Annotated in this window: 20 protein-coding genes and 1 pseudogene; 14 read left to right on the top strand and 7 right to left on the bottom strand. The window is 49.7% G+C overall.

What is annotated here, in order from left to right; translation table 11 throughout:
- Nucleotides 1-228 precede the first annotated feature (228 nt).
- Nucleotides 229-1,911, top strand: a complete 1,683-nt coding sequence (locus OXH18_RS15800) for a DICT sensory domain-containing protein (protein ID WP_268608062.1) — start codon at nt 229-231, stop codon at nt 1,909-1,911.
- Between the two features lie 22 nt (nt 1,912-1,933).
- Here OXH18_RS15800 and OXH18_RS15795 read toward each other — a convergent pair whose 3' ends face one another.
- Together OXH18_RS15795 and ilvB are read right to left on the bottom strand one after the other, a co-directional pair.
- Nucleotides 1,934-3,118 (bottom strand): redoxin domain-containing protein, encoded by a 1,185-nt coding sequence (locus tag OXH18_RS15795; protein ID WP_268608061.1) that lies wholly within the window; start codon nt 3,116-3,118, stop codon nt 1,934-1,936.
- Nucleotides 3,119-3,283: 165 nt separating this feature from the next.
- On the bottom strand, nt 3,284-5,173 hold the full coding sequence (gene ilvB, locus OXH18_RS15790) for a biosynthetic-type acetolactate synthase large subunit (protein WP_268608060.1): 1,890 nt from the start codon (nt 5,171-5,173) through the stop codon (nt 3,284-3,286).
- A gap of 180 nt (nt 5,174-5,353) precedes the next feature.
- On the opposite strand from ilvB, the gene OXH18_RS25360 reads away from it, so the two are divergent.
- The 3 genes from OXH18_RS25360 (at nt 5,354) to OXH18_RS15775 (ending at nt 7,531) form a co-directional block, all read left to right on the top strand.
- Nucleotides 5,354-5,557 carry a hypothetical protein gene (locus tag OXH18_RS25360; protein WP_315874596.1) on the top strand — a complete coding sequence of 68 codons (204 nt, stop codon included), beginning with the start codon at nt 5,354-5,356 and terminating at the stop codon, nt 5,555-5,557.
- Between the two features lie 256 nt (nt 5,558-5,813).
- On the top strand, nt 5,814-6,605 hold the full coding sequence (gene hpsJ-B / locus OXH18_RS15780) for a hormogonium polysaccharide biosynthesis protein HpsJ (RefSeq protein WP_268608059.1): 792 nt from the start codon (nt 5,814-5,816) through the stop codon (nt 6,603-6,605).
- Nucleotides 6,606-6,652: 47 nt separating this feature from the next.
- Nucleotides 6,653-7,531 carry a glycosyltransferase family 2 protein gene (locus OXH18_RS15775; protein ID WP_268608058.1) on the top strand — a complete coding sequence of 293 codons (879 nt, stop codon included), beginning with the start codon at nt 6,653-6,655 and terminating at the stop codon, nt 7,529-7,531.
- Here the strand turns inward: OXH18_RS15775 and OXH18_RS15770 are convergent.
- Together OXH18_RS15770 and OXH18_RS15765 are read right to left on the bottom strand one after the other, a co-directional pair.
- Nucleotides 7,500-8,030, bottom strand: coding sequence for a universal stress protein (locus OXH18_RS15770; protein WP_268608057.1), 531 nt, complete (start codon nt 8,028-8,030; stop codon nt 7,500-7,502). The two genes, OXH18_RS15775 and OXH18_RS15770, sit on opposite strands and share 32 nt — an antisense overlap.
- A 316-nt stretch (nt 8,031-8,346) precedes the next feature.
- Complete coding sequence (locus OXH18_RS15765) at nt 8,347-9,582, bottom strand: molybdopterin molybdotransferase MoeA (RefSeq protein WP_268608056.1); 1,236 nt, start codon at nt 9,580-9,582, stop codon at nt 8,347-8,349.
- A 161-nt stretch (nt 9,583-9,743) separates the two neighbouring features.
- Here OXH18_RS15765 and rpmG point away from each other — a divergent pair, with 161 nt between their 5' ends.
- The 3 genes from rpmG (at nt 9,744) to OXH18_RS15750 (ending at nt 12,562) form a co-directional block, all read left to right on the top strand.
- Complete coding sequence (gene rpmG, locus OXH18_RS15760; protein WP_268608055.1) at nt 9,744-9,938, top strand: 50S ribosomal protein L33; 195 nt, start codon at nt 9,744-9,746, stop codon at nt 9,936-9,938.
- Between the two features lie 89 nt (nt 9,939-10,027).
- Nucleotides 10,028-10,243: a 30S ribosomal protein S18 gene (rpsR, locus tag OXH18_RS15755; protein WP_268608054.1), complete on the top strand. Its 216-nt coding sequence runs from the start codon at nt 10,028-10,030 to the stop codon at nt 10,241-10,243.
- A 276-nt stretch (nt 10,244-10,519) separates the two neighbouring features.
- On the top strand, nt 10,520-12,562 hold the full coding sequence (locus OXH18_RS15750; protein WP_268608053.1) for a ribonuclease catalytic domain-containing protein: 2,043 nt from the start codon (nt 10,520-10,522) through the stop codon (nt 12,560-12,562).
- On the opposite strand, the gene gntT is transcribed toward OXH18_RS15750, so the two are convergent.
- A complete protein-coding gene (gntT, locus tag OXH18_RS15745; RefSeq protein ID WP_268608052.1) occupies nt 12,559-13,881 on the bottom strand; it encodes a guanitoxin biosynthesis MATE family efflux transporter GntT in 1,323 nt (440 codons plus the stop codon). The two genes, OXH18_RS15750 and gntT, sit on opposite strands and share 4 nt — an antisense overlap.
- Nucleotides 13,882-13,962: 81 nt before the next feature.
- Here gntT and OXH18_RS15740 point away from each other — a divergent pair, with 81 nt between their 5' ends.
- The 3 genes from OXH18_RS15740 to hpxO all read left to right on the top strand — a co-directional run bounded on the left by OXH18_RS15740 (nt 13,963) and on the right by hpxO (nt 17,407).
- A complete protein-coding gene (locus OXH18_RS15740) occupies nt 13,963-14,853 on the top strand; it encodes an alpha/beta fold hydrolase (RefSeq protein ID WP_268608051.1) in 891 nt (296 codons plus the stop codon).
- Nucleotides 14,854-14,874: 21 nt separating this feature from the next.
- A complete protein-coding gene (locus tag OXH18_RS15735) occupies nt 14,875-16,110 on the top strand; it encodes an MFS transporter (RefSeq protein WP_268608050.1) in 1,236 nt (411 codons plus the stop codon).
- Nucleotides 16,111-16,246: 136 nt separating this feature from the next.
- Complete coding sequence (gene hpxO, locus OXH18_RS15730) at nt 16,247-17,407, top strand: FAD-dependent urate hydroxylase HpxO (RefSeq protein ID WP_268608049.1); 1,161 nt, start codon at nt 16,247-16,249, stop codon at nt 17,405-17,407.
- Between the two features lie 113 nt (nt 17,408-17,520).
- Here hpxO and OXH18_RS15725 read toward each other — a convergent pair whose 3' ends face one another.
- A complete protein-coding gene (locus tag OXH18_RS15725) occupies nt 17,521-19,815 on the bottom strand; it encodes an FdhF/YdeP family oxidoreductase (protein WP_268608048.1) in 2,295 nt (764 codons plus the stop codon).
- Nucleotides 19,816-20,154: 339 nt separating this feature from the next.
- On the opposite strand from OXH18_RS15725, the gene OXH18_RS15720 reads away from it, so the two are divergent.
- The 4 genes and pseudogenes from OXH18_RS15720 to OXH18_RS25545 all read left to right on the top strand — a co-directional run.
- Entirely contained in the window at nt 20,155-21,606 is a 1,452-nt protein-coding gene (locus OXH18_RS15720; protein ID WP_268608047.1) for an amino acid permease, read from the top strand.
- Between the two features lie 323 nt (nt 21,607-21,929).
- Nucleotides 21,930-22,676 (top strand): SIMPL domain-containing protein, encoded by a 747-nt coding sequence (locus tag OXH18_RS15715; RefSeq protein WP_268608046.1) that lies wholly within the window; start codon nt 21,930-21,932, stop codon nt 22,674-22,676.
- 440 nt (nt 22,677-23,116) lie between these two features.
- Entirely contained in the window at nt 23,117-23,668 is a 552-nt protein-coding gene (locus OXH18_RS15710; RefSeq protein ID WP_268608045.1) for a Uma2 family endonuclease, read from the top strand.
- Nucleotides 23,669-24,038: pseudogene (locus OXH18_RS25545) on the top strand (CRISPR-associated endonuclease Cas1); the annotation flags it as partial.
- Between the two features lie 43 nt (nt 24,039-24,081).
- Here OXH18_RS25545 and OXH18_RS15700 read toward each other — a convergent pair.
- Entirely contained in the window at nt 24,082-24,549 is a 468-nt protein-coding gene (locus OXH18_RS15700; protein ID WP_268608044.1) for a hypothetical protein, read from the bottom strand.
- Nucleotides 24,550-24,630 lie beyond the last annotated feature (81 nt).

Here is a 24,630-nt window from a genome sequence, read left to right as displayed (position 1 = left end):
TGAAGTTTGGTTGAGTCTGATGTTGTTTATGCTTTGATCGCGTTTGGTTCATTGAGCCAGTTGCTTGAAAAGGTTCATTACCTATGACCCTTTCAGTTCTTGTGAGTAGGTTAGTGGCAGTGGTTTTAATGGTTTTTAGCGAGTTTAAAAGCCATATGATACAGCCATTGTCACTTCTTTGGCTGCCTGTTTTCGCTAAGCTCCACCCCATCTTATTTTTTGGGATCTATGACCTCATCTTCTCCCCTAGATGTATCGCTGTATGAACTCGCTATTAGTTCTGAGCCACAGCCACAACCCTTACAAATTAGCCCAACTACATTCAAATCACTGATTAGCACGGTGATTGATCTTCTAATCGAGCAGCAAATTCCTGCTACAGTTTGGCTGAAGTTGCCTAAAGGCGAGATTTGGCAAGCAGAATTGGAACGGTTACATCGATCGGCGGTGGCGCCGTACACAATTTACAACTTACAGACTCATCAAGAGTCTCAACCCAATCAGCTACACAGCGCTTTAAATGGAACTAATGGTAACCGCGATTGTTCAGAAAAATCTGGGTTGCACTCACGGAGAGAATTGAGTGCCGATTGGTTGTATTCAGCCGTTTCTCCTCAGCCTTTGGCCTTGATCCCCGAAAAAGAGCCTGCACCTACGTCTAATTCCACAATTCACACCATCTCACTGGCAGCCGAAAGCCAACTCAAACGAGAATTTTTTCTATTGGTGGCGTCTGCTCACTTCTGCGGTTTGGTGTTGGGACATCGTCCTCGAACAGGACGCCCGCGCTCGGACAGTGCACCGCCAGAGATATCGTTACCGCTGCCCAGTAAGCAAAATCAGTTACTAGAAGAGAACCTAGAACACAAACATCCCCTGTTGGGAGTATGTTCGTTTGAGCCGTCGTTGCTACAACGAGTTTTACAAGGTATCAATCAAGCTATTTGTGTGGGACAGCTTGCCCATTCATCCGCTGCGATCGAGCCTATCTTAGTCAATTGGGACGATCTACTCGCTCAAGGCGTTGCAACAACCTTAAGTCCACTGATATTAGCACATTTATTCACTAAGCAAGTGCAGCGTCAAGAAGAAGTTTGGCGCAATAGCTTGTCACACCGAAAGCACGCCGAACAAGCCGCCATATTACGCCAGCAGAACGAAGACCTCCTGACTGCCCTACGGCTAAAAGATGAATTTGTGCAAACAGTTGGACAAGAACTGCGAACTCCGTTGACCACCATGAAGACTGCACTGTCACTGTTATCTTCTCCGCATATTAAGCCGCCACAGCGGCAGCGGTATATGGACATGATTAGTCAAGAATGCGATCGTCAAAGCTCTTTGATTACTGGTGTTTTAGAGTTGGTTCAACTGGAAAACTCCATCGCGCAAATGCCGATGGAACCTCTGCGGTTAGCTGACATTGTGCCGGGCGTAGTCAGCACCTATCAACCCTTAGCTCAGGAGAAGGGAGTGCGGTTGGGCTACATGATTCCGGAAGAATTACCACCCGTGTCTTGTGTTAATCAATGGTTGCGGCAGATTGTGATCAACTTACTGCACAACAGTATCAAATTTACTCAAAGTGGAGGGCAGGTTTGGGTGCGGGCAAAGCAGCAGGGAGACTCGATCCAAATTGAGTTTCGCGATACAGGGGTAGGGATTGCCCAAGCCGACATCCCCAAAATTTTCGATCGCTTTTATCGCGTGCGAGGCACAGGTGAAGATACCAGCGGAGCCGGACTGGGGTTGTCGATCGTTCAACAACTCTTGCTGCGCAGCGGTGGTTCTGTTTCGGTCAAAAGCAAACTGGGAGAAGGGTCTATTTTTAGTGTAGTGCTGCCTGTTTATGTTCATCCAGCAAATACTCAGGGAGTTAGTCCAGCAAATGGCAAAGTGCGAGAACGCTAGTTGCCAATCAATCAATGCGTCACTAACGCGGGGGCTTTGGCTGAAATCCTCGTGATCTGTGGGGAGGCTTGGAAGTGCGATGCTTCACAATCTCAGCAACAGCATTGGCTTCCCGGACCACGTGCGGTTGAGTTTGTTGGCGCAATTTTGCATCCGCGTCATTGTAGAAGAATGAGAGCAAGGCAAATCGTCGTCCTTGGGTGACAGGGGTGGCTTCGTGCAACAAGGAACAGGAAAATACGATCGCGCTACCGGTCTCAGGACGATAAAGGGCATCACCAAATTCAGGGAACCTTAAACAACCACCTTCATACTCTCCCGCATTGAGATTTATGGTCATGGCGAAGCGACGGTGAGCGGTTCCTATGGACCTATTGTCGCGGTGAGGCTGAAAGAATCCTTGCTGCGTATCTTCGTAGCAGGCCACAACGTAGCGTTCAAACTGCGTGATGCGAAATTGGAAAGATTTCTCGATTTCGGGTTGAATTCGTCGCCAAATTTGCCGATTCACCTGTTCCACTAACGCAGCATCTGTTAGCAGCAAGTCTCGTCGTCGTTTCACCGTTGAATCAACCATTAACACTGTTTTATCTCCTTCCTGTTTCAGGAAACCAGATTCCGTGCCGCCGGCGGCTTCGTAAAGACTAATGAGATGTTGACAGAAGTCAGGAGAAAGGACATTAGGCACAATCAGCACAGGCGCGAGTTGCGAAAATACCTGTGGTGGCGTAACCGACGGCAATTGCTGAAGGATCTCTGAAACCTGTGATACGTGCGATCGGTGCGTCTCTAGCGGGATGATGTTCAAAATATGCAGATTGCGATCGAGGACAAACGTCGTTGGCTCATAAGCAATTTGACCCTCCCGATCGAGTTGACAAACTCCATAGCGAATACTGACTTCTCCCTGCACATCCCAAATAAATTTAAAGTGGCTGGGTTGTCGGACATGCTGTTCTAACGAGCGATCAGACAGATCAACCCCAACACCAAAGAAGGGGATGTCTAACTCAACGAACTGCTCCTGCATTGCTAAAAATGCGTCGAGGACAGCTTTGACCTGGAAGTTTTTAGCACTACCAAAGAAAAATAACACCGCTCGATAACCGCCCATGAGCGTATCAAGATGGGCAGAGTAATTGGCGATTGATGGCAGAATGAACCAAGGAGCCGGATCACCGACTGTTAAAGGCAATGTTGCTTCCATACACTGTTTTGCGCCAACAAAGATGTCACATTAGCCAATAAAAAAGGAACGGAACGCTTGTCCCATTCCCCTCAACTTAGCAGAGTTCGATACGCTCAGGAGTTGAAGCCTAAAGGAGGAAGGATTACGCTGATCTGCCAACTCCTAACTTCTAACACCTAATCCCTAGAGCTTCGTGCCACACTCTGGACAGAACTTATTGTTTGGCTCATTCTCAGCCCCACAACTGGCACACACAATTGGGCCCGCTGAGGCTTCAGCTTCTGGGGGCTTTGGCAAGCCTACCATCTGAGCGTTGCTCTTTCCTGGAGCCACCATCGGATAGCAGTTTTCATCTCGCTTAACCCGCACATCTAACAGCACCGGGCCATCATGGGCCAGCATCTCGGCGATCGCATCGGACAGTTCAGCCCGATCCTCCACCATCATTCCTTTGACGCCAAACGCCTCTGCGAGCTTCACAAAATCTGGCATTCCCGGCTGCATATTTGAAGACGAATAGCGCTCTTCGTAAAACGCCTGCTGCCACTGCCGCACCATGCCTTGCCAACCGTTATTGATGATCACCGTCTTGACATTGATGCCGTATTGCGCCAATGTTCCAAGCTCTTGACAGTTCATCTGAAAGCTAGCATCGCCGCTGATGCAGATCACCTGCTCATCGGGTAACGCCACCTGAGCACCCATTGCGGCTGGCATTCCATAGCCCATTGTTCCCAGTCCAGCACTAGAAATCCAACGACGCGGGCCATTTTTCAGGAACTGCGCCGCCCACATTTGATGTTGTCCCACATCAGTAGTGTAGTAGGCATGGGGAGCTTGCCGTCCTACTTCCACGATCACTTCTTGCGGCGACAAACAATCTGGATAAGTTGATACCATCAGTGGATAATCCCGTTTCCAGCGATCGATGCGCTGACGCCATTCCTGGGTCTGTTCTGGATTTGCACGGAGTCCATCTTCTGTATCGCGGTTGAGCAAATCGATCAACACTTGTCGCACATCGCCCACAATCGGCACATCTGGAGTGCGGTTTTTGCCGACTTCCGCTGGGTCAATGTCAATATGAATTACCTTAGCCCGCGCCGCAAACTCATCTAGCTTACCCGTGACGCGATCGTCAAATCGGGCACCCACCGCAATCAGCAGATCGCATTCAGTGACAGCAAAATTGGCGTAGGCTGTGCCATGCATTCCCAACATTCCCAACGCCAGCGGATGATGCTCATCAAAACTGCCGATGCCCATCAGCGTAGTAGTGACCGGAATCTGGTATCGCTCTGCCAACTCTGCCACTTCCGCATGTGCACCAGAAGCGATCGCTCCTCCTCCCACATAAAGTAAGGGGCGCTTTGCTTGACGAATCAACTTCAGCGCTTGAATCACCTGACGCGGATTGCCCTTCACCGTGGGACGATAGCCCGTTAGCTTCACCGACCCTGGCTCTACGGGGACATAATCAAACGTCTCTAGCCCTACGTCCTTAGGCACATCAATCAACACTGGCCCCGGCCGGCCTGTACTGGCAATATGAAACGCCTCTGCCACAATTCGTGCCATGTCCTGCGGATCGCGCACCACATACGAGTGCTTCACAATCGGTAAGGTAATACCATAGATGTCAGTTTCCTGGAAGGCATCACTGCCGATCGCCGCACGACCGACCTGACCAGTAATGATCACCATCGGGATTGAGTCCATCTGGGCCGTAGCAATCCCTGTCACCAAATTGGTCGCTCCGGGGCCGGAGGTGCCAAAGCAGACACCCACGCGCCCCGTTGCCCGAGCATAGCCATCAGCCGCATGCGCTGCTCCTTGCTCGTGTCGTACTAAGATATGCTTGACGAACCCAGCTGCTTCGGCTCGATACAGTTCGTCATAAATAGGCAAAATTGCACCACCGGGATAACCAAAAATATGTTCAACCCCATGGCGTCGAAGGCTATCGATTAGGGCAAATGCGCCAGTAGCTCGGATGGTAGACACAGGCTGGGCTGGCAGAGGAGAGGGTTTCGCAGCAGCATTTTGAGAAGGCGCAGGCAGGAGTTTACGCATAGATTCTTTGTAATTTGTATCCGCTGATGCACAAATAATTAATTCTTCAGTCTATTCCTGAACGGGGATGATTGTCGAGGCATGATCCGCAAAAATACAGGATTCAGCAATCACACCCCAACAGTTGCAGAGCACTGTATATTAAACAACTTATTATATTGGCACGCAATTCGGGCATTCGTGTCAGCGTTTCATGACGCTTTAAGGCTTGCCACTCATGACATTAGGTATCCGGTGGAAGGGAGCAACACGATCGTCACAGTATTGGCTGTGATGGTGGTATTTGATAGAGCGAAGGGCGATCGCGGCTCGTACCAGCAGTGGAAAGAAGCAGGCATTCTGCCCCAAATCGTATTTGAAATTCTTTCCCTAAGACCCATGTAGACCATGTAGACATAGAGAAGAAGTAGACTGGGAAATTCGTTAGCCTGTTGCCTTTTTTAACTTCCGGGGAATTCTATAGTTGAACTCTCCTAAAATTGGGTGATCTCTGATTGAATGAGTCGAGTTTAGTGATCGATTTTCTGGCATCTTCATGATCGACCTCCCCTCGCTTCGTGTTTAATAAACCCTTGTACTGTCCCGATGTGAATTGGCTAATTTGCATTCGGGGCACTTGCAACTGATTAGAGTTTTTATCATGCAATCCAAAAAAGCCTCCGGTAGTCGCCCCATTGCCACACTTGCTGCCCGTGCCTTAAAAATCGTAGGAATTGTGATCACGCTGTCTGTTTTGCTAGATATCTTGGTACTTTCGATTCCCTATCAGTTTACCGATCGCAACTGGCAAATTGATGTAGTGACGCAAGTGGTCGATCGAGGCATTGTGCCACTGGTCGGCATTGTGCTATTTCTGACTGGCTATTGGATAGACAGCACGGTTGGGCTGTTGTCAGAGCGAAAACATCTTTGGCAAGAGCCGCGCTTCTGGGCGCTGGTGCTGTCCAGTATTTTGGGCGCGTTATTTTTGATTTTGTTTCCGCTTCACCTTAATAACGTTCGGCAAGCTTACCAAGCCTCATCCCAAGAAATTACCCAAGACGCCACCAATACTGAAACACAATTGGGTAATCAAATTGAAACTGAAATTCAATCTCGGCAGCAGCAAATTAATCTATTAGTCACTGCTACAGACGAACAGCTAGATCAGCTTGTGCAACAAGGACGATTATCCCAAGAAGATGCTCAGCGAGTGCGGCAATTTCGAGAAAATCCGAATTCTATTGAACCGTTTTTACAACAAACTCGCGAACAACTAACTGCTCAGGCTCAACAACAACTGGGGATTGGTCGAGAACAGGCCCAACAACGACTTCAATCACAAGCTCTGAAGGCTGGATTGCGCATAGGAATTAGCAGCCTGCTGTTATCAATCGGCTTCATTGTCATTGGTTGGCTAGGGTTGCGAAATTTGCGTAGGGCTGAGCTTTAATAGATTCTTCAAGCTAGTTACTTGCTAATCTTGGTTTGGTTCTGCCTATGTTCTCGATTTATATCCTGACGTATAACGAAGAATTAGATATTGCAGCTTGTATTGAATCAGCTTTGCTGTCAGACGATGTGGTTGTGATTGATTCCTTCAGTACCGATCGCACCATTGAAATTGCCAACGAACTGGCCGAGCGCTATCCTATTCGCGTCGTACAACATCAGTTTGAAAGTCATGGCAAACAGCGCACTTGGATGTTGGAAGCAGTTTCACCCAAGCACAATTGGGTCTATATCCTGGAAGCGGATGAACGCATGACACCTTCCTTGTTTCAAGAGTGTTCACAAGCAATTCAATCGACTGAGTATGTGGGATATTATGCCGCCGAGCGCGTCATGTTCATGGGCACCTGGATTCGCCGCAGTACGCAATATCCTCGCTACCAATTGCGCCTGTTGCGGCACGGCAACGTTTGGTTTACCGACTACGGGCACACCGAACGCGAAGTTTGTCAGGGCAACACCAGCTTTTTGCGCGAAACCTACCCGCACTATACCTGTAGCAAAGGATTGAGCCGCTGGTTAGAAAAGCATAATCGTTATTCTACCGATGAGGCGATCGAGACCCTACGGCAACTAGAATCCGGCCGCGTGAACTGGCGGGAGTTGTTGTTTGGAACCACCGAAGTTGAGCGCCGTCGAGCGCTGAAAGATCTCTCTTTGCGGCTACCTTTACGACCGATCGTGCGATTTTTCTACATGTATTTCATCTTGGGTGGTTGCTTCGATGGACGGGCTGGCTTTGCTTGGTGTACCCTGCAAGCGTTCTACGAATACTTAATTCTGCTGAAGATATGGGAAATTAAACAGGTCTCTAACCCAACTCTGCTTTCTCCATCTATCCAGCCACAGCTTCGGGATGCGAACTAGTAGAACGAGTGGATGCTCCATTGGGGGCTTGAATCACCAATACCGCACACGGCGCATGATGCAGCACATAATTGCTGACACTTCCTAACAGTGCTTCAGTTAAGCCTTTGCGGCCTCGTCGTCCTAACACCAATAAATCGGCTCCCCACTGCTGAGCCATTTGACATAGCCCTTGCCCTGGTTCAGCGGTTTTATAATCAGCTTCTACAGCGACCTGTTGTTGAGTGGCCAGTTCGCGATAGTGTTTGAGTAGGGCTTGAATGTGGTGAATTTGCTGATCAATTCGTACCACTTCCGTTTGATAGGCTTGGCTCATGATCCGGGAAGGGACGCCAAATTCTCCGGCAAACGAGGGCGACAGAATAACCGTATCTGCGGTGACGCAATGAAATAGTAGGAGCTTGGATTGGTTTGCTTTTGCCAATTCTAGCGCTTGATTAAATACCAAGTCGCTTAAGGGAGAATGATCGATCGCCGCCAAGATTTTTTGAAATCCCATAAAACGCCTCCCAGTTAGGTGAACCGCCTTACTTCAACGCTATCGCACTCGCAATGCTTCCTCTCATTTCTGCAACAAGCTTTGATAATTCGCTAGAGTAACGTGAGTTTCAGCAAGGAAAATAGACAAAACCATTGTTGAGTGTTTCGACAGCAGTAGTTGAAGCTAGACGGGGCATGTGTTGATTCACTGGCGTTCTGACCGCTGTTTGCTACTTAAACGGTCATCATTTCGTTTCATGATCCCTCCTCAGCCTGTTATTCAGTCTGTGCTATCTCTACATAGTCTGAACTCCAGTTCTCCTCCAACAGAGCAATTAAATCAGCAACAACTGCACAGGTGCTCCGACTGGAATATGGGTTTGCCCGATCGGCACAACCGCTAGCGCATTAGTTTGAGCCAAATTAATTAAGTTGCCAGAACTAGGCGATCCACTTGCTAGGGAAAACTCATAGGTATTTTCTCCCGGTTCAACCCGTCCCCACAGATAAGACTCACGTTTTCCGTCTGATCGCAAGTCGTGGCGGGTGATGCCTCTCACAAACGTGGGCTTCCAGCCTTCAGACAATCCAGATAATTTGCGCAACGCGGGCTGAACAAATCGCCAAACACTGACCAGAGCAGACACAGGGTTTCCAGGAAGCCCGAAGTAGAGGGTTGGGGGTTGGGGGTTGGAAAAAGTAGCAACAGTGAGGGGTTTACCAGGTTTGACAGCAACCGCTCGCACGTGGATTTCGGCTCCTAAGTCTGCCAAGATGCGATCGACGTAATCATAATCGCCTACAGAAACACCACCCGACGACAGCACCATGTCTGCTTGGGAGATTGCCTGAACAATTGCCTGACGAATTGCAGCGGGATCATCGGGCACAATCCCCAACAAAATGGGGTCTGCCCCAGCGCTCATTACCAGTGAGGCCAAGGCATATTGGTTAGAGTCAACAATCTGACCAGGTTGCAGAGGCCGATCGGGCGAGATCAGTTCGCTACCAGTCGAGAGAATTGCCACTTTGGGCCGACGAAACACCAGTACTTGCACCCATTGCGCCGCTGCCAAGACGGCAATATCCGGAGCCAACAGTCGGGTTCCGGCAGCTAACAACGGTGCTCCAGCCCGATAGAACTCGCCCCGATGTCGCACAAAAGCTTGGGGGGTTGGTGCTGTTAAAACCGTAACGCGATTGCCTTGGCGCTGAGTGTCTTCTTGAATGACGATGGTATCGGCTCCTTGAGGCATCATCGAGCCAGTCAAAATTCGGGCAGCTTGTCCGGGTTGTACGGTTTTTTGAGGGCAATAGCCTGCTGGAATTTCTTCAATGATTTCTAGCGTGACGGGACGATCGGTGCTGCAACTTTGAACATCGGTGTAGCGAACCGCGTAGCCATCCATAGCGGAGTTGTCCCAATGGGGAAAATCGAGCTTGCTGCTGATAGATTGAGCCAAGACGCGCCCAGTGGCAGAAAGCAGATCCAGCAATTCTACATCCTGTTGTGGATCTAGGCAGGGTGTCTGATCAAGAATCAGCGCTTCAACTTGATGGGCAGGCAGCATAGCGAACATCGACAATAGTAGAAGAACATGAAAAAACAACAGCGAAACCTAAACATCAGTGTCGTGATTTTTCAGGTTGCTTGCACAACTGAGAAATCCTATGAAATAATAGGGATTTGTGTCTAATTATCACGCACGAGCGAAAGTGAACTGATAGAGTTATGGCTAGCAAGAAGGGCGTCCGCATTATTATTACGTTAGAATGCACCGAGTGCCGCACGAATCTCGACAAACGATCGCCGGGGGTTTCGCGTTACACCACAACGAAGAACCGCCGCAACACCACCAATCGGCTGGAACTGAGCAAGTTTTGTCCGCATTGCAATAAGCACACAGTCCACAAAGAAATTAAGTAAGGTTGAATAGCGTGATCGTTGATTGACCGATCGCCACACTTCACCCATTACCATTCTTCATTGTTCATCTTGAATTAAACTCCAAACCCATGACTTATTTTCGTCGTCGCGTTTCTCCTATTAAGCCCGGTGAGCCTATCGACTACAAAGATGTCGATCTATTGCGCAAATACATTACTGAACGGGGCAAAATTCTGCCGCGCCGCATCACCGGATTGACCGCCAAACAGCAACGAGATTTAACCCAATCCATCAAACGCGCTCGCTTGCTTGCTTTGTTACCCTTCATCAATCGCGAGGGATAAGGTGCCAGTGTGAATCGGAAATGGGGAACCTTTAAGATAGGTAGTTAGGATTAGCGCTCGGCTGTCAGCCTAGGCAACAGGAGTACACTCGGTGAAATTTTCCATCGAGGTTGTTTAAGTGACCCAACGTTGACTGCTAAGCTGACCGCTGAAGCTGATTGCTAGGGTTTAATTATTGGCTTTAACAATCGGTTTTAGCAAATTTGCTGACATAATTGTCCTGACACAAACCTGTCACACTCTGTTCACCCCGTTCCTCACAATTGCACAACTCCCATGGAGAAGGGAACCCTTATTGAATTTCGACTGCAAGGTGATAATACCTCAGACAAAACTCGTCCTCGCCGGTTAGCGGTTGTCGATCGCCCCGAAGGAAAGAAGCACTGGATTGCGATTGATGAGCGCGGACAGCCGCATACTCTACATCCACGGCAAATTAGCTATGTGATAGCTGGACAGTCGTATAAACCAACGGACATTGCTGGGTTTTGGCAGTCAATTCAACCCTATCTTGATCCCTCCAGTTTAGAAGTTGCGTGGGAACTGTTAGTCGAAGATGGGGAGCCAGTTGATCCAGCAGCAATGGCAATGTTGCTGTTTTCGGAACAATCGCCATTACTCTGTTACGCTGCTTACTATTTGCTGTCCGAAGATAAGTTTTACTTCAAGCAGAAAGGCGATCGCTATGAACCTCGCTCGGCTGCCCAAGTGACGGAATTGAAGCATCAATCCAGCATGGAAGCGCAGCGACTTCTGGAATGGCAAGGGTTCTTAGAGCGTCTGCAAGCCGCCTTGTCAGGAGAAACAGTAGAATGGCAAAGTAGCGATCGTCCTCGTCTTGAGTCCCTAGAGCGTTATGCTGTCTTTGCAGAAGAGGCGAATCATCGAGCGCCCGCCCTCGAGACATTGTCTGCTCTAGGTCGCCCAGAAACCTCACAAGCCGCTTTTCAACTTCTAGTGGATCTGCAATTGTGGAGTCCCCACGAAAACTTGTTTTTGCGGCGCAGTCAGCTTCCTACTCAGTTCCCTAGCAAGGTGCTTGAAATGGCTCAACGCCACCTCAATTGTCCGCCGCCTGATCCGGATACGAACCGGCTCGATCTGACGCATCTTAAGCTATATACGATCGACGACGAAAGCACACGTGAAATTGATGATGGCCTAAGCGTTGAGTTTTTAGCTGACGGCAAACAGCGGTTATGGATTCACATTGCCGATCCGGCCCGCTGGGTCACACCTGGTGATGAGTTAGATTTGGAAGCCCGTCGCCGTTGCACGACTGTGTATCTCCCTACGGGAATGATCCCCATGTTTCCCACTGAATTGGCAACTGGGCCAATGAGCCTCAATCAGGGGCAGGTGTGTACGGCGCTCAGTTTTGGCGTAGTGCTGCACGAAACTGGGGAGGTGGAAGACTATGAAATCCATGCCAGTTTGGTAAAGCCTACCTATCGCCTCACCTATGAAGATGTAGACGAAATGCTAGAGTTGGGGATTCAAGCAGAACCTGAACTGGAAGCGATCGCCACCTGGGCAAAACGACGGCAAGCTTGGCGACAGTCGCAAGGGGCGATCAGCATTCACATGCCAGAGTCATCGATTAAAGTGTGTGATGATGAAATCACGATTCAAGTGCTGGAAGATTCCCTCTCGCGCAATCTCGTTGCCGAAATGATGATTTTGGCAGGCGAAGTGGCGGGACGCTATGGCGAAGCTCACAATTTGGCGCTGCCGTTCCGGGGACAGGCTCAGCCAGAGTTGCCCTCAGAAGGGGAACTGTTGCAGTTACCGCCTGGCCCAGTGCGTGATTGTGCCATTCGACGCTGTATGCCCCGCAGTGAAGTGAGCATCACGCCGTTTCGTCATGCCAGTTTGGGGTTAGATACTTATACTCAAGTTACTTCCCCCATTCGGCGTTACACGGATTTGTTGGCGCATTTTCAAATCAAGGCTCATTTGCGCGGTGAGCCACTGCCTTTCTCAACCGCCACAACCCAAGAACTCATTCAAACCATCAGCAGCACTGCCTATGAAGCCACACTAGTGGAACGGCACACGAACCGCTATTGGGGCTTAGAGTTTCTGCGGCGGCATTCCGAGGATGTGTGGCAAGCGTTGCTGTTACGTTGGCTGCGTGAGCACGAAAACTTGGGGTTGGTGCTACTGGAGGAACTGGGACTGGAGATGGCCATGCGCTTTAACCGCCCGATCGAGGTGGGCGATCGACTGCACATTCGAGTAGCGTATGCTGATCCGCGTCAGGATATTATCCAGTTTACAGAGGTTTCTCCGTCAACGGTGCAGGCAGTTGCGGGTTAGTTCGGATCGCTGATTGAATCCGAGTCCAGTGTAGCTGGTACCCGAACCCCTAGTGTCAGCGTCCGAGCTGCCATAAACACAGCTAGGGCGAGCCACAGCAGATGGTCACTGTGTAGCTGCCAAGCAACGATCGCCACGGGCGCAAACCCCAACAACGACGAATATAGACTGGCTACGCGCAGCACTCGTCCTTGCGTTAGCCCAACAAAGTACCCGTCTAGCATGTACGCCAACGCCCCAAACCCCAACACAGGCAGCAGCCAAAGAACGTAGTCATGTAATCGATCGAGGACAGACTGATGATCGGTGAGCAAGCCAAATAGGCGATCGGGAAACACAATGAACCCGCCGGCAACCGACAGTCCTAGCGCCAAACTAGCTCCGCCCGCCACTTGCATCAGGTACAGCAAGGAGTGCGTTGCCCGTTGCCCATAAAACAAGCCGGCAAAACTTTCGGTGGCAAAGGCAATGCCATCAATGAAGTATGCCGCCAAGGTAACGACTTGCAGCATTACCGTATTAGCCGTGAGCACCGTCGTTCCCAACAGCGAACTGAGATTGGTAAACACCGAAAAAGTTGTCACAAGGGCTAGCGTCCGCACCATGATTTCGCGGTTTAGGGTAAATGCCGCTTTCAACGCCAGCGGATCATACAATTGGGAAGCGATCGTTTTTAGCGGTGGACGGCATGGTTCTTGCACCATCAGCCCCAACCCGACAACCAGCAATAAGTATTGACTAATAGCTGTGGCCCAGCCTGCCCCCGCACTGCCCCAACCCCAGCGCACAATAAATACGTAATCTAAAAGCACATTGCTGCTGCTGCTGATAAACGAGAGCAGCAAAACCTTGTGCCCCTGGGCCCGTCCCAAAAACCACCCAAGCAAAACAAAGCCAATTAAGGTGGCAGGTGCACCCCAAATCAGGGCATTGTAATAGGACTGTCCGGACGCTTTCACCTCTGGTGTGGCACTCAACAGCGTAAACCCGATCGATCGCAACGGCACTTGCAGCAGCATAATCAAACAACCCAAGCCCAAGCCCAGCAGAATATGCCGCAGCGCGACGAGCCAAACCGCATTAGAATCATCCCGTCCTACCGCTTGAGCCGTCATGCCTGTGGTGCTGATACGCAAAAACCCAAACGTCCAGTAGACATAATTAAAAATGACCGTTGCCAGCGCCACGCCGGCCAAATGGTGAATCTCGTCTAGATGTCCCAGAAAGGCGGTATCAATCAAACCAGCGAGGGGAACCATCAAGTTAGAAAGAATATTGACGATCGCCAGTCGCACGAAGTTCGGCAAAAAAGATGGCATCTGTTTCAATCAACCGCCCTAGCATTGACACCCGTTATTATCTATTATCGAGAGCGAACGTCAGGAGCCTTATTGCCAATCATGACCTCGATCAGCGGTACGATTCATGAGTTTCACTGGAGTTGGCAGAAAAAACCCATCACGGCCATCTATGAAGTGCTGGGAGAGGGTCCACCCATTTTGCTGCTGCCTGCTTTTAGCAGTGTATCCACTCGTGAAGAAATGCGCGGGCTGGCTGAGCATCTTTGCTCACACTATCAAGCGATTTTGGTGGACTGGCCAGGATTTGGGCAATCGTCTCGTCCAGCCTTAAATTATCAACCAGCGGTTTATCGATCGTTTCTCAAGGACTTTGTGCGATCGGTGTTTGCAGAACCCGTGGTGGTGATTGCGGCGGGTCATGCGGCTGGATATGTGATGGAATTGGCGCAGCGATCGACGGCTCCTTGGTCTTGGGTGGTATTGGTAGCTCCGACTTGGCGCGGTCCCTTGCCCACGGCAATGGGGGAAAACCGCTGGTTCTACACGCTGCTGCGCTGGCTGATTAAGCTGCCGTTACTGGGACAATTTCTCTATCTGTTGAATACTCTGCCGCCGTTCCTGCGCTTTATGATGCGTCGTCATGTTTTTGCTGAACCCAAACACGTTACCCGTAGCTTAATAGCTCAAAAGTGGCGCACAACTCAAAAATGGGGAGCCAGACACGCCTCAGCCGCTTTTGTCACCGGAGCGCTTGATCCCGTTCGTCAACGCCGCGAGTTTGTGGAGCAGTTTCAGCCGCTGCCGCCCCTGCCTGTGATGTTAGTGATTGGTGAACAAACTCCACCTAAGTCCCTCGCTGAGATGGAGTTTCTAGCCCATTTTACCGGGGTTCAGGTCTACCGAATGCCCGGTTCGCTGGGATTACACGAAGAATATCCCGATCGCTTAGCAGATGGCATCTTACCGTTTTTGCGCAAGTATCTTTCCTGATTAATACCGTAGGGCTAATCCATGGCTTCTTCAAGCGATCGGGTATCTGCTTCAGATTTGGAATCTCTGAAGCTGGCATCTCCGCACTGGCAATATCGTCTGTGGCTGGTGTGCATTTGTGTGGGGATGTTGCTGTTTTTTACCCAAGTGACGGCATTTTTTCCCGTTTTGCCTCTATACCTCACCCATCGCTGGGGACAAACCGCCCCAGTTGGGTTAGTGGTAGGTGCAATGGCGGCCGGGCTATTGTTGTTTCGTCCGTGGATTGGAGTCCTGATCGATCGCTGGGGACGCAAACCCATTCTGTGGCTAGGATTAGTGATGATGTTAGGCATTTTGCCACTGTATGGTTGGTCGCCTAGCCCACAGTGGCTCATGGGAGTACGAGTGCTGCATGGCATCAGTCAAGCGGCGCTGGCGACGGCCTCGCAAACGATGCTAGCGGATCTCGTACCCGTCGATCGGCGCACAGCCATGATGGGGTATTTGGCGATGTCGAACACGATCGGGTTTTCCTTGGGGCCACTACTGGGGGCTTATGTCTACGCCACCAATGGGTTCACGGCGCTGTTGTTTACATTGATGGGTCTGACAATTCTAGGATTAATAATTAGCCTACCGTTACCTTGGTTGTTCCGTTGCTCTCAAAAAGCATCATCTCATTCGTCTCAAAATTCGCTCCGTCAATCCATTCAATTTCTCTGGAAATATATCTTGACATTTCCCATTCGTGACGCTACGTTTATCTTTTTTATTGGTTCATTCCTTCACGGTAGTGTGGTGACGTTTCTACCCTTATTTATCGACAATGCCGCTATTTTCTATAGCCTCAATGCTCTGATTGCAGTGCTAGTTCGGTTTGGGCTAGGGCGCTGGGGAGGGGTCGTATCCCAACGGTGGATCATTAGTATGGCGATTTTGTGTTCGGGTAGTGCGTTGATTGGTTTATCGCGATTGCCACAACAGCTTGTATGGTGGTCGATATTGTATGGGCTAGGATTTGGTGCGTTGTTTCCAGTGTTGTCGGCGATCGTCTCTCTTTCGGCACCCACAAAGGTACGGGGGCGCGTCTACAGCTTTTTCTTAGCTGGGTTTGATGGCGGCATGACGTTGGGTGGGGCAGGAGTACAGCCACTGGCTCAAGGTTTGTCATTAAGTGGACTATTTACGCTGTTGGGTGGCATTGGATGCAGCATTAGTTTGGTAGCATTTCATCAATTTGCTAAACCTGTGGTACCCCAAGAACAATCCGACTAGGGCATTAGGGAGCCACTTTAGGGAAACGGGATCATGGCGCGGTGGCAGAGTGAGGCAAACAAGCTTTAAATTAATTTTGAGATTTGATTCTGCATTTCTGTGAATTTTCTAGCCGCGCGATCGGGAGACAAGCAGCATGGACAAGCTCAAGATTGTAGTCATTGGAGCCGGAATTGGCGGATTGACAGCGGGCATTGCGTTGAAACAAGCCGGATATGAAGTTGAAATTTACGATCGCATCAAGGAAATGCGCCCAGTGGGAGCGGGCATCTCGCTGTGGTCAAATGGCGTGAAAGTTCTGAATTATCTAGGATTAGGGCCACAAATTGCCCAAATTGGCGGACAGATGAACCGCATGGAATATCGCACAAAAACTGGAGAGCGGCTCAATGAAATTGACTTGATGCCGTTAATTTATAAAGTGGGGCAACGTCCTTATCCAGTAGCGCGGCGAGATTTACAGACGATGCTGCTAGAGGCATTTGGCGGTGAGGTCAAACTCGATCATCAATGTGTGGGAGTTGAGGAAACCGCAGATAGCGTCACGGCGTTTTTTGAGAATGGTCATCAAGCAACAGGCGATTTAGTGATTGCCGCAGATGGAATTCGATCGATTCTGCGCACCTATGTATCGGAACAAGAAGTGACGCCAACCTACGCCGGATACATCAACTGGAACGGACTTGTGGCCGCCGATGAAACGCTGGCTCCTAAGGACTGTTGGGTGATTTATGTTGGAGATGGCAAACGCGCTTCTCTCATGCCCGTAGGGGGCGATCGGTTTTATTTCTTTTTAGATGTGCCGCTGCCCAAGGAGACACCCGATCATCCAGAGACCTATCAGGCAGAACTGCGCGAGCATTTTCGCGGCTGGGCCATGCCTGTGCAAGTCCTGATCGATCGCCTCAATCCCTACGAAGTGGCGCGTCCGGTGATTCATGATGTGGGGCCCATCGATCGGTATGTGCGCGGTCGAGTGGCGCTGCTGGGCGATTCGGCCCATGCCACTTGTCCAGATATGGGGCAAGGTGGTTGCCAAGCTATGGAAGATGCCTTGGTGCTGCGGCGCTATTTGATGACCACAAATCTGGGCGTAGAGTATGCGCTGAAGCGCTATGAAACGGAACGGATTGAACGAGCCAATGCCGTTGTACGGAAAGCCCGAAAGCGAGCCGAACAAATTCACGGCAAAGATCCAGAAGTGACACAACAATGGTACGACCAGTTGGCTTCTGAACCACCCAGCGATGTTACCGATGCCATCTCCAATGTGATTTTGGCTGGGCCATTGCGCTGAACATTTGCTGGTACGTTTTTACTGGTACGTTCTTATAGGTAGGATGAGCTAGCACAGCATGACTGATGCAGTTAACTCGTACAGACTAAGAGTTAGCTAGCTTGACTTATAGCTTAGATCGACACAGAATTACCTCCATCTGTTTCAGCATAGACGGCAACCGGAACGCGCTTAAAAGCGGGTGTACCACAGCGCTTGTCGATTCTGGCTTTAAAGATTACATTCACTTCGGGGTAAAACATCAAGGCTGAACCTCGACGCACCGATCCATAAATAATCTCTACATTTTGCAATTTGCCCGCATCGCCTTGCACCGTCACAGGCTGATGTTCTTGCAGTCCTGCTCGCTCTGCATCAAATTGATTCATTAAAATACAGTTTCGATGTGGCATACCGCGATAGCGATCGTGCGCTTTATAAACCACAGTGTTGTGCTGTGAATAGCTGCGTCCAGTAATTAGGGTCAGAATTAAACCGAACGTAGATTCAGGTAAGCCAAAGTCCTGAAATTGAGGAAGAGACAAGTCAGGTAACGGTGTAGTGAACATGATGGCTTTGCCAGATTCCGTTGCAAATCTCGGTTTAGTGAAAATACGACCACCAATTGTGAATTCTTCTTGTGTCTGATCGATCGTCGCAATTTTCTCATATCCAGGAATAATATCGGCAATTAGTTGCCGAACATATTGAGTGTTCTGCAAATTCCGCCATTCAACTGGATCATTACCCAAGACGCGATCGGCAATTTCTGTGAGGAAATCTACTTCAGCGATCAAATCAGCATCTTTCAAATGAGTTTTGCCCTCATCATTGAGGCGGACAAAATTGTTACCCGATTCTACCGTGGTTTTGTGAGGATTTTCAAAGCGATTGAATACAGGAATGATCAGCGTATTCTGTTTAGCCAAGCCGTGAAAATGCCCCAGGTTGGGCTTCGTGGCTAGATAAATAATGGTTTCAATCTTACCGAGGGCACGTTTGGCTTCGACCAAGTTGGGATTCGCTCCATACAAATTACCGCCAATGCAAATCAGCGTATCTACCTTACCCGCATCCGCTGCTTCAATCAAAGCGCGAGTGTCATAACCCGGAACGCGACTGAGTGATCGCCCCAGCAGCTTTTCCATCGCCGTCTGGATCTCTTGCTTCAGTCGCACCGTTACCCCCATCGAGCCATAGCCCTGCACATTGGAATGACCGCGAATCGGCATCGTCCCCGCTCCAATTTTGCCGGCATTTCCAGTCAGGAGGGCTGTATTGGCAATGCTGTAGACATTATCGACACCGTTATCGTGCTGCGTGATACCCATCGCCCAGGCAAACACCACGCCATTGGAGTGACCAATCAGTTGGGCAACGGTGGCAATTTCAGCCTGAGAAACACCGCAAGTATTGACAATCGCCTCCCAAGGGGTCGATCGAGCCTGTTCAACAACAGCTTCCCAGCCTTCTGTGTGGGCTTTCAAATAATCCCACTGCACCAAATTCTGCTCTAGTAGCGCTTTTTGAATACCAACAAACAGGGCGGTGTCACTACCGGGAATTGGTTGTACGTACATCGAGGCAATTTCAGAACCAGTCAACAGCGACTTCACTGGAAAAGCAGGCGACCCAAACTTGACCAGTCCCACTTCCAGTACTGGGTTAATCACAATCACCTTGCCGCCCCGATCGCGCAGTTTGATCAACTCATTCATTAAGCGAGGATGATTCGCGGGCGCATTCGACCCCACCAACACCACACAATCAGCTTGCTTCAAGCTTTCCAGGCTGACCATTGACGTACCAGAGCCAAACATTTGCTTTAGCCCCACCGTTGAAGGCGCATGACACAGATCCGAACAGTCAGCTAAATTATTGGAACCGATCGTCCGCAGCATCAGTTGCAGCAAAAATGCTGCTTCATTAGAAGAACGTCCAGAACTGTAGGAGGCAATGCGCTCAGGCGGTTTCCGAAATGCCGCTTCGGCAATGGCATAAATTTCATGCCAGGAAATGCGTTTGTAATAGGAACTGCCTGCTCGCAGAATCATGGGATAGCTGAGGCGACCTAGACGATCGGCTTCGAGCGAGGTTAAGCTTTGCAGTTCGGTAATTCGTTTCTGGGCAAACACCTGAGCAGGCACGGCTGGCTGAATTTCAGCCGAAATAGATTCCACACTTTTCATGCAGCGTTGCAATGTTTCGCCTGCTTCATTAGTAAAGCCGCCTTTTTGCCCACCCGTTCCCCACGCACAAGAGAGACAGGCGCTTTTATGAGTTAAGGTTTGCCAGAGCTTTGGCCCTTCGGGGGATAGTGTATGCTCAGCCCAGTACTGAATGACAGGTAGCCCTCCGCCCATCTCAGGGTTATGATTCTCGCCACTAGAGGACGCAATCGAGAGAGTAGGCTGTTGGTCTGCGTCCATGCTAGTTTCCTCCTTCCTTTTAGAGACACACCGCTGTGTTTGGCTACCTACCAGTTTGGAGGATTTGTCGAGGGTTTTCAACCGGTCAGTTCAGGTACCGAAGCTTTCCGGGCGTAAGAAATTTACGCTGTATATTAGATTGCTTCTAGCCTTCGCAGTAATGCGGAGGCAAATTTATAGCGACAACTCAATTACTTTTATTGTCTGATGTTTGCAACAGGTTGGGTAAACGAGCGTGTATACCTCGGAAAACCCTCTACAAGACTGTTGTGTATCTTTTGCTGCAAATCTCAAGTTCTGAATTCTCTTCCTGATCGAGTAAGGAGTACTGTCTAGCTTATGCAAAAGTCTCGCGGATTCATCTCCTATGAAAAAGTTCCCGACAGCTATTTGAGGCAACGGCAACTGCGAGGTAGTGCTAATGCATGGTTACTTTGGGCACTAGGTGTCGGAGCCGTGATTTCAGGGGACTTTTATGGTTGGAACTATGGTCTAGCGGTGGGTGGTTTTTGGGGATTGGCGATCGCGACGGCTTTAATGGCCGTCATGTACATCTGCATGGTCTACAGCATCGCAGAACTATCTGTAGCCCTTCCCCATGCAGGTGGCTTTTATTCCTTTACTCGTCACGCTTTCGGCCCATTCTTGGGCTTTTTTTGTGGCATTTGCGTTGCGATCGAATACCTCATTGCTACTGCCGCTGTTGCGGTTACAGTGAGTAGCTACATCAGTCCACTGGCTCCAGCCATTCCCAATTATCTAGTTTGGTTAATCGTCTATGCCATTTTTGTTCTGATTAATATCTGGGGAACCGACTTAACCTTTTATGTAGCGTTGTTCATTACGCTGATCGCAATTCTAGTGCTAGCGATTTTCTCAGTCAGTATCTTATTATCGGGCTTGTTTAACCCAGACCTTTTGCTTAATATTCCTCCCAATCCAGGACAATCAGTTTGGTTGCCGAAAGGCTGGGGAGGGGTATTCGCAGCTATTCCTTATGGTATCTGGTTCTATTTAGCGATCGAGCAACTTCCTCTAGCGGCTGAGGAGACGCAAGATATCAACAGAAGTATGCCGGCCGGGTTAATTACGGGAATCTATACCTTGATTGTGCTCTCTATTTTCACGTTGATTTTGAATACAGGCGTCGGAGGTGGAGCCGTTGCCGTCGGAGAAGCCGCCGCACCCATGATTTTGGGATTGGAGGCATATTTTGGCCCTGGATCGACAGCCACGCTGATCACGACCTTTGCTTTAATTTGTGGCTTGTTTGCCAGCTTCCACACCATTGTTTATGCCTATGGTCGCATTTTGTTTTCCCTGTCGCGGGCAGGTTACTTACCACGCTGGTTGTCGGTCACGGGTAAAACCTATACTCCTTACAGAGCACTCTGCTTAGGAGCCGTCGTGGCATTGATTTGTGCCGTACTCATTAGCGTCTCAGGAGACAGTGGTGTGGGGCCAGTACTCGTGAACATGTCTGTGTTCGGAGCGGTGATCTCCTACCTGCTTGTGATGCTCAGTTACATCAAGCTCAAGCTTAGCCACCCGAACCTACCGAGACCCTACCAAAGTCCGTTAGGAATTTGGGGAGCGGCGATCGGCACCTTTTTAGCCATGTTGGCTTTAATCGCATGTTTCGCTGTTCCGGACTATCGCCCTGGTGTCTGGGGAGTTGCTGTCTTTTTGGCGATTGCCACCCTCTACTTCTTCCTACATGGCAAGAACCACTTGGTTGCCCAAGCTCCTGAAGAACGAGCAGCGCTAATTTCAGAGTCAACCATGCAATAGTTTCATACAACCAATCACAATGACTGCGCCAATCCAATAAAGTTTAGTTGCAAAATTTGCAACTTAGTTTCCATTCACCTCACAGCAATGACAGATTAGAAAGACAGACGGTTGGTTAAAACGTTCTGTTAGAACTTTTCGCTACAACTGTCCGTCATGGGATATCAAGACGCGCCTCGACAAGTGATACTAGGGTTTTGTCATGGGTAATAGGTAAGTTTTTCAGATGATTACCTAGCACCTATTACCGCTTCAAGTATGACTTATGTCAGTGCCAAATATCCTTTTGTTTCTTTTATTTGTATTTCTGTGAGGAGATTTCTGTGAAAGGATTGACCTTGATGGAACGATCGACCTTTGCGATCGAACCAATTCGTCGTGCTATTCCTGTAATGATTAGTTGTTTGAGTCTCGCTATGGTGTCTCCAGCGTTTGCACAAGAAGCACTGATTCGGACGTTGACAGTAACAGGTCAAGGAACAGAAACAGTTGCTACTACATTGTCTCAGGTGACACTAGGGGTAGAAGTGCAAGGTGAGACAGCAGAAGCAGTACAGCAAGAAGTTGCACGTCGATCGAATGCGATTGTGGAACAGTTGCGATCGCGAGAGGGCGTCACTCGGCTGCAAACCGCAGGATTGTCCTTGAATCCTGTTTATGATTACAGCAATAACACCGCTCGGATTACGGGCTATGCTGGCGTTAATACGGTCAGTTTTCGTGTCCCTACGTCCCAAGCAGGTGCACTGCTCGACGACATGGTTCAAGCTGGAGCCACCCGCATTGATGGAATCTCCTTTGTTGCTGACGATGCTGCCTTGGCTCAAGCTCGCCAACAAGCTATTCGTGAAGCCACGGAAGATGCCCAAGCCCAAGCAGACGCTACCTTCGCAGCGTTGGGTCTAACACGAGGTGAAATTGTTGGAATTCAAGTCAATGGAGCCGCCTATTCTCCGCCGATTCTATTCCGGACCGATCGAGCCGTGCAAGCAGCTGAATCGGTTCCTACTCCGGTGATCGGGGGTGAACAAGAAGTGCAGGCAAGTGTGACTCTGCAAATTAGCTATTAACTGACAGTAGGGGTGACGGCCAATGAAACCCGATCGCCCCTACAGTACTTGGAAAAAGCACTGATCATAGGAACGATCATAGGAACGATCGCCCAGCAAGATTAGGCAAATGTAACGCAGTTGAACAGCATTCGGTAAACCACCCGATGCCATAAGGTGATTCTACCTTGTGCAGGGTTTTACCAATTTAGTGGCTGTGCGAAACCCACTTGCAAGACCCGATTGCAATACTAGAATGCCGCACCAAACTATGCCACCTTGAGTAAGGTAGATCAACAAAGCTTGAACCTTAGAAAACTGAAGATTTTTTGTAAGGCAATAGGCGTGCTGCTGTAGCTCCAAACCTCCGATCGCCTCCAGGCGTTTTTCCCTCCTCCTTTGATTACCCTCAACGCTGAACGGTACACTAGAAGCATTCCCTGACGAGGGCAGCACCTCCTATGGTTCAATCCTCCAGCAAAGCTCTAACCTTGCAAGAATACCTGACCATCCCGGCAGGGGATGTGGCTTATGAATTAGTCGATGGACAAGCAATAGCGAAAGTGTCTCCTAAGTTTTTTCATGCGGGCAGTCAGAAAATTTTGCTGAGGCTGTTGGATGATTGGTGTGAGCAGCAGCAGTGTGGGCAGGTTTACCCAGAGTGGGGCATCACCCTCAAGCGCAACGAGGTAGATTGGGTGCCGGTGCCCGATTTAACCTATGTTTCTTACGATCGGCTTCCAGATAGCTGGGCAGAAGATGCCCCCTGCCCTGTGCCACCAGAGCTGGCGATCGAGATTATTTTGCCGGATCAAACCTTTGGAGAAATGACTGAAAAAGCCACTGATTATCTGAGTGCTGGAGTATCAAGGGTTTGGGTGGTTGATCCGAGAGCTAAGAGCATTACTGTATTTTATCCCGATGCGCCGCCGCGCACCTACACAGGTGAAACGGTTTTGACCGATGTGCTGTTACCAGGACTGGAATTAACTGTTCGACAAGCATTCCGATAAAAACGGGCACGACAATTACGGCAATCTACCGAACGTCCTCCTGTCACTACAAACGAACGGCTCTGTATCCGTTGTTCTCTTGCTCCAGTATGTTTGCCTGAAGAAGTGCGCCTGGTACACGGAGAGAAGGCTCACCCAATGCAACTGTTTCCTGAAGATGCAGCGTGTTCTTAAACAAGCTCCTCAAGCTGAATCGATCGCCTCCCTATTGGGACTGGAAGGTAATCTGAGAGCTTTGTACTTTGGAGCATTACCTCACCTGCTCTCAGACAACACAGATCCAGCTTTTCAGTTTTCTGGACGGAATCGTCGCCCACTCAAAGATCGGTTTAACGCCCTGCTGAGCTTTAGCTACGCAATGCTGCTCAAGGCGTTGAGCACAGGCCGAGGAGGGACAATTTTGGTTATGCCTCCTACCCTCCATTGCTGCCATTCATTTGCTGCGTCAGCACCAGCAGCAAGCGCTCTATCACACCTTGAAACTGCACACGATCGCGCTCGGCTTGGGCAATGGAAGCATCCATGCGTTCAACAAGTTGGGCAATTTGCCGATCGGTTTGGTTTTGGCGTTGCTCAATTTGGTGAAAGGTAGCTCCTACATGCTCAGCTTCCTGGTCAAGCTCATCCGCTAGTTGATCGATCTTCTCGCCCAATTCAGACGTGATGCGATCGATCTTCTCGCCCAATTCAGACGTGATGCGATCGATCTTCTCGCCCAATTCAGACGTGATGCGATCGATCTTCTCGCCAAGCTGCTCAACCGTGCCTTCTAGCTGGTCAAGCTGGTGTTGGGTACGGTCTTGTCGCTCGGCAAGGGACGCCAGAATTTGTTCGACGCGATCGAGCCTGGGGTTGTCTGAAGGGGGTGTGGTTGTGGTCATGATTGGGAGTTCTCCCACGGTTTGGGTTGAACCAGCGCCATAACTCGACTTTCAGGTAATTCAATGGTTAATTCAATAGTA

Origin of the sequence: Thermocoleostomius sinensis A174 (assembly GCF_026802175.1) — a bacterium.
Taxonomy (GTDB): Bacteria; Cyanobacteriota; Cyanobacteriia; order Elainellales; family Elainellaceae; genus Thermocoleostomius; species Thermocoleostomius sinensis.
The sequence above is the reverse complement of the archived record's forward strand: the minus strand, read 5'-3'. Positions and strand labels throughout refer to the sequence as shown.